The organism is uncultured Enorma sp. (assembly GCA_905210055.1).
Lineage (GTDB): Bacteria > Actinomycetota > Coriobacteriia > Coriobacteriales > Coriobacteriaceae > Enorma.
This window is the reverse complement of sequence record CAJLVH010000137.1, coordinates 1-5389: the sequence shown is the minus strand read 5'-3', so window position 1 is coordinate 5389 and position 5389 is coordinate 1. Positions and strand designations below refer to the sequence as shown.

The 5389-nt window shown below is 64.6% G+C and carries 5 protein-coding genes; 1 reads left to right on the top strand and 4 read right to left on the bottom strand.

Annotated elements, in window-relative coordinates; genetic code table 11:
- The 4 genes from QZ079_RS07980 to QZ079_RS07965 all read right to left on the bottom strand — a co-directional run.
- On the bottom strand, nt 1-1505 hold a 1505-nt coding region (locus tag QZ079_RS07980), incomplete at its 3' end, for a [FeFe] hydrogenase, group A (RefSeq protein WP_297037315.1).
- On the bottom strand, nt 1499-3319 hold the full coding sequence (locus QZ079_RS07975) for an NAD(P)-binding protein (protein WP_297037314.1): 1821 nt from the start codon (nt 3317-3319) through the stop codon (nt 1499-1501). The genes QZ079_RS07980 and QZ079_RS07975, both read right to left, overlap by 7 nt.
- 120 nt (nt 3320-3439) lie before the next feature.
- Nucleotides 3440-4261, bottom strand: a complete 822-nt coding sequence (locus tag QZ079_RS07970; protein ID WP_297037312.1) for a Cof-type HAD-IIB family hydrolase — start codon at nt 4259-4261, stop codon at nt 3440-3442.
- A gap of 15 nt (nt 4262-4276) precedes the next feature.
- Entirely contained in the window at nt 4277-4564 is a 288-nt protein-coding gene (locus tag QZ079_RS07965) for an ACT domain-containing protein (protein ID WP_297037311.1), read from the bottom strand.
- A gap of 514 nt (nt 4565-5078) precedes the next feature.
- On the opposite strand from QZ079_RS07965, the gene rpmE reads away from it, so the two are divergent.
- On the top strand, nt 5079-5389 hold a 311-nt coding region (rpmE, locus tag QZ079_RS07960), incomplete at its 3' end, for a 50S ribosomal protein L31 (protein WP_297037309.1).

The following is a 5389-nucleotide window of genomic DNA, read 5'->3' as shown; positions in this document are numbered from 1 at the left end:
CCCACGCAGCCACCGGGGCAAGCCATGATCTCGACGAAGTCGTAGCTCACCTCGCCGCGCTCGAGTGCACGGCAGAGCGCGTCGGCATTGGTGAGGCCGCTTGCCACGGCAATCTTGAGCTGACGATCGGGCAGGTCGAAGGTTTTCTCACGCCATCCGCGCTCTGGGCCTTCGAAGCGCACCTCGTGGAACGCGTCTGCATCGGGGTTCTCGCCGGTCACGAAGTTGTACGCGGTGCGGAGCGCCGCTTCCATGACGCCGCCCGTCACGCCGAAGATGTGGCCTGCGCCCGTCGCGATACCCAAGGGGCGGTCGAACTCTTCTTCCTCGAGCAGGTCGACGTTCACGAAGCGCGAGCGCAGTTGGCGCGTGAGCTCGCGCACGGTGAGCACGGCGTCAACATCGGGGCCGCTTCCGGTGGAGTCCATGCCGGGGTAGGCAGCCTCCATCTTCTTGGCGATGCAGGGCATATAGGACACGACGTAGATTTTCGCAGGGTCGATGCCCAGGATCTGCGCGTAGTAGGTCTTGGCAAGGGCACCGAAGATCTGCTGCGGCGACTTCGTGGTGGAGAGCTTGCCGGCAAGTGCAGGATAGCGCGTCTTCACGAAGCGCACCCAGCCGGGACAGCACGAGGTGAACATAGGGCCGGGTACGCCCTCCGCGATGTGCTCGAGGAGCTCGCTTGCCTCCTCCATGATGGTCACGTCTGCCGCGAAGTCTGTGTCGAAGACGTAGTCGAAGCCCAGGCGGCGGATCGCCGCGACCATGCGACCGGTCGTCGGTGCCTTGCCGCCCAGGTCGAGCATCTCGGCCCAGCTCGAGCGCACGGCGGGGGCTACCTGCGCGATGACGACCTTCTCGGGGTCGTTGATCGCCTCGAAGACGCGGTCGGTGTCGTCGCGCTCGTGCAGCGCCCCCGTGGGACAGTTCGCGATGCACTGGCCGCAGTAGGCGCATTCATCCTCCGCGATGGCGTCCACATGGGCGCGGCTGCCGGAATCCACCAGATCCCACACGCCGAGCGCCTGCACCTTCTGGCAGGTGGAGACGCAGCGCAAGCAGTTGATGCACTTCTCGGGCTCGCGCACGAGCGGGAAGCGCGCGTCGATGGGCTTCGTCTCGAAGAACGTGGTATAGGGGACCTCGTGCACGTTCATGCGGTCGGCGAGTGCCTGGAGCTGGCAGGTGCCGTTGCGGAAGCACGTGGGGCAGCGGCGGTCGTGGCGCGAGAGGATGAGCTGCAGGTTCGCGGCGCGGGCGCGGCGTACGCGCGGCGTGTCCGTGTGCACGACCATGCCGTCGGCGACCTTGTTGTTGCAGGCGGCGACGAGGTGGTCGATGCCCTCGACCTCGACGAGGCACACGCGACAGGCACCGATCTCGTTGATCTCGCGCAGGTAGCAGAGCGTGGGAATATCCACACGATGCTCGCGAGCGACCTCGAGAATCGTGGCTTCTTCGGGGGCTTCGTAGGCAGTGCCGTCAATCGTGATGGTTACCATGACATCCGTCCCTCCTCATGCAGGATGCCGCAGCCGAAGTGGTCGCAGTTGAGGCACCTGAGCGTTTCCTGGCGGATCTCCTGCTCGGAGAGGCCGTATTCAACAAGGTCGAAGTCGTGCACGCGCTCTTCCACGGGGCGCTCGCCGAGCACGGAGCGGCCGCATGGCACGCGGTCATCCAAGCGCGGGTGCGGCAGGTCGATATCGACGAAGACGGCATGATGGAAGCCGAGATACGTGTCGATCGAGCGCGCCGCCTTCTTGCCGTCGGCGATGGCGAGGATCACCGTCGCGGGACCGCGCATGCAGTCGCCGCCGCTGAAGACGCCGGGATGCCCGGAGACGGCGAGCGCTTCGTCCACATCGAACTGCTTCCAGCTCGTGGGAAGCCCCTGTTCAGCGAAGTACTCAGACTGGATGTCCTGGCCGATGGCGATGATGACCACCTGGCAGGGGAACTCATGCGCCGGGCGCTCGGCCTCGACGGGCGCGGGGCGGCCGCGCTTCACAGGACCGATGATCTGCGGCTGTGCCTTGAGCGCGCGCACGTGCCCCTGCTCGTCCGTCAAGATCTCGAGCGGTGCCATGAGGTCGGCGATTTCGCAACCGTCGGCGATGGTGCCCTCGATCTCTTCGGCAAGGGCGGTCATATCGGCCGTGCGGCGACGGTAGACCACGGTGACGCGCTTCGCGCCGCAGCGCACCGCGGAGCGCGCCGCGTCCATGGCGACGTTGCCGCCGCCCACGACGCACACCTCGAGGCCGGTGTAATCCGGCGTGTGCCCGAGGCCGATCTCGCGGAGCATCTTCACCGCGGGCACCACGCCCTCGGCATCCTCGCCGGGCAGGCGGAGCTTCTTGTCGCCGTGCGCACCCATAGCGATGTAGACAGCATCGAAGTCGCGCTGGAGTTCCTCAAGCGTCACATCGGTGCCCACGGAGACGCCGCAGCGGATCTCGACGCCGGCGGCCTCGATGGACGCGATCTCGTCATCGAGGATGGTCTTCGGCAGGCGGTAGTTGGGAATGCCGTAGCGCAGCATGCCGCCGGCCTTCTCGCGCTGCTCGAACGCGACGACCTCATGTCCCATGCGGGCGAGGAAATAGCCGCAGGTGAGGCCAGAGGGACCGGCGCCCACGATGGCGACGCGCTTGCCGGTGGCGGGACCTCGGTCGGTTGCGCGCGGCGCGCTCGCGTGGTCGACAGCGTAGCGTTTGATGCCGCGGATGTTCACGGCGTCGTCGACCATGGTGCGGCGGCAGGTCTCTTCGCAGGGGTGCTCGCACACGTAGGCGCAGGCACTCGGGAAGGGGTTGTCCTTGCGGATGAGCTCGACGGCCTCTTCATAGCGGCCGGCGGCCGTGAGGGCGATATAGCCCGGGATGTCCACGTGTGCTGGGCAGCTCACCACGCAGGGCACGCCCTGGCTCGAGCTGCGCAGGCATCGGCCGGTCTCGGCGTGGTACTCAAAGTCGTCGCGGAATGCCTTGATGCTCATGAGCACCTGCTCGGCAGCCTGGTAGCCCACAGCGCAGTCCGAGCTCACGCGGATCTGCTCGGCGAGGTCTTCGAGTTGCTCGATGGTGCCCGGTTTCGCGGTGCCGCCGATGATCTGCTCGAGCATGTCGGTCATGGCACCGAGGCCCACGCGGCACGGCGTGCACTTTCCGCAACTCTGCGCATGCGCCACGCCCACGAGTGCGCGCGTCATATCGACCGGGCAGGTGCCGCGGGCGTTCGCGCTCAGGCGGCGGTTCGTATTGGAGCACATCTCTCCCAGTGCGCCATACGAGCTGTCGTTCTCAAACAGCATACAGGCCCCTCTCTGTATGGTTGTTCCTACACACAACTATCCAGCATACTGCCGAGCCTATGCAGCTCGAGGGGCTTTGCGACGAGCGGTCGAAATACTAGGTGAGTTGTTATGCCGTGGCTACCGCTGGGCTGCGAACAGCTGCAAGAGGTATTCTCCCACGCCGGAAGCGTCGTTCGTTCCCGTGACGGCGTTCGCTACCGCTTTCGTCTCGGGTTCGGCGTTCTCCATGGCCACGCCTGTGCCCGCCGCCTCGAGCATTGAGATGTCGTTGATGTTGTCGCCGAATGCCACGACATCTTCGAGCGCGATGCCGAGCTTCTCGCAGAGCCACGCCATCGCGATGCCCTTTGTGGCCCGTGCGTCCGAGATCTCGATGTCGTTGGGGACGGAGCGCACGACGCTCACGTTTTCGTCATGCGCGATGCGGGCTTTGATGGCATCGCGATCGGCGGGGTTGTACCAGTACATCGCGACGCGCTCGATGTGTTCGAGCGTGGAGAGGAATGCGGGAGTCTCCTCGTCGTAGGCGGTGCGCGAGCGACGTACCGAGGCGAGGACAGCAGGGTCTTTGATATATTCGTCGAGTCGGTCGAACCAGCGGCGATGCGTGTAGATGCGGCCGTCGGCGAAAATGTCGAACGTGACGTCGTAATCGCGCGCGACCTCGTAGTACCTGAGCGCACGTTCCGCGCCCAGATCCACTCGATAGATGACCTCGCTGCTGCGCAGGTCCGTAACTGCGGCGCCGTTCGAGGTCACGGCATAGCGCGCGGCGGGGTGCTCGAGTATCTCGGGGAAGATGCCGCTGAGCGCACGTCCGCTGCAAGGGACGAACGGGACGCCCGCTGCATCAAGCGCGTCGAGCGCCTCGAGGTTCCGAGTGCTCACGCGCTTATCGGAAGTGAGAAACGTGCCATCGAGGTCGGAGAAGACGATCATGCCAGCCCTCCGCGCCTAGAGGCGGTACATGAAGTTGAAGACGTCTTCGCGCTGGACCTGCACGTCGACGCCGATTTCTTTGCCCGTCGCGGCAAGGCGCTCCTGGAGCTCGGCGAACGTCGAAGTGGAAGCCGCCATGTCGGCGATCATCGTCATGGTGAAGATGTCCTCGATGATGCTTTGCGTGATGTCGCGGATATCGATGCCCTCTTCACCGAGGACACGCGAGATCGCGGCGACGATGCCGGGGCGGTTCTTGCCGAGGACGGTGATGACGATGCGGTTCGGGGTAGCTTCTGCCATGGGGAGCCTTTCTTGCTCGAGCGATTCGCATGATGTCATGCTATTGCTTTCAGCAACTCGTACTTAGTGTATCAGCGCGTCCGATTCATGCCCATATTCTCATGACTTGAAACGATAGCGCAACTATGGAGGGATCCGACTGCCATATGACGCCAGCCAGCTCATGCTCCCACTGCGCGCCCGATGCCCTCGCCGCATACCCCTCCCATCTTGTACCTGACAATACCAAAGCGCTATTCGCTGCAAAAGGCGTCGCATAACTCGACGGTCAACCCTATATGAGAGGGTGACCGTCGAGTTATGCGACGCCTTTTCGGCATGCGGTGCTACGCTGCGCTCACGTCCTTGCACGGCTGCTGTTGCCAGGGCTCTTTTCAGAAATCTGTAGGCTTTCTGCAGGCTGGTCGAGCGGCGAGGCGTGTGGTATCCTAATCCGGTTGTTCTGCCTTGGTCGGAAACCAAGGCGCCTTATGTCCTGGTCGGTAACCAGGGCGCGATCGTAAGGAGTCCCTGCATGAAACCTGGAATCCATCCCGAGTACATGGAGTGCACGGTCCGCTGCTCCTGCGGCAACACCTTCGTGACCCGCTCCACCGTCCCCGAGATCCGCGTCGAGCTCTGCAACGAGTGCCATCCGTTCTACACGGGCCAGCAGAAGTTCGTCGACACCGGCGGACGCGTCGGCCGCTTCGAGCAGAAGTTTGGTGGCGCCGCCAAGGCCGCCCTCGAGCGCGAGGCCGCCAAGAAGGCCGCCAAGCAGGCTGCTGCCGAGGAGGCTGCCGCCAAGAAGGCCGCCGAGCGCGAGGCGAAGGCTGCCGAGAAGGC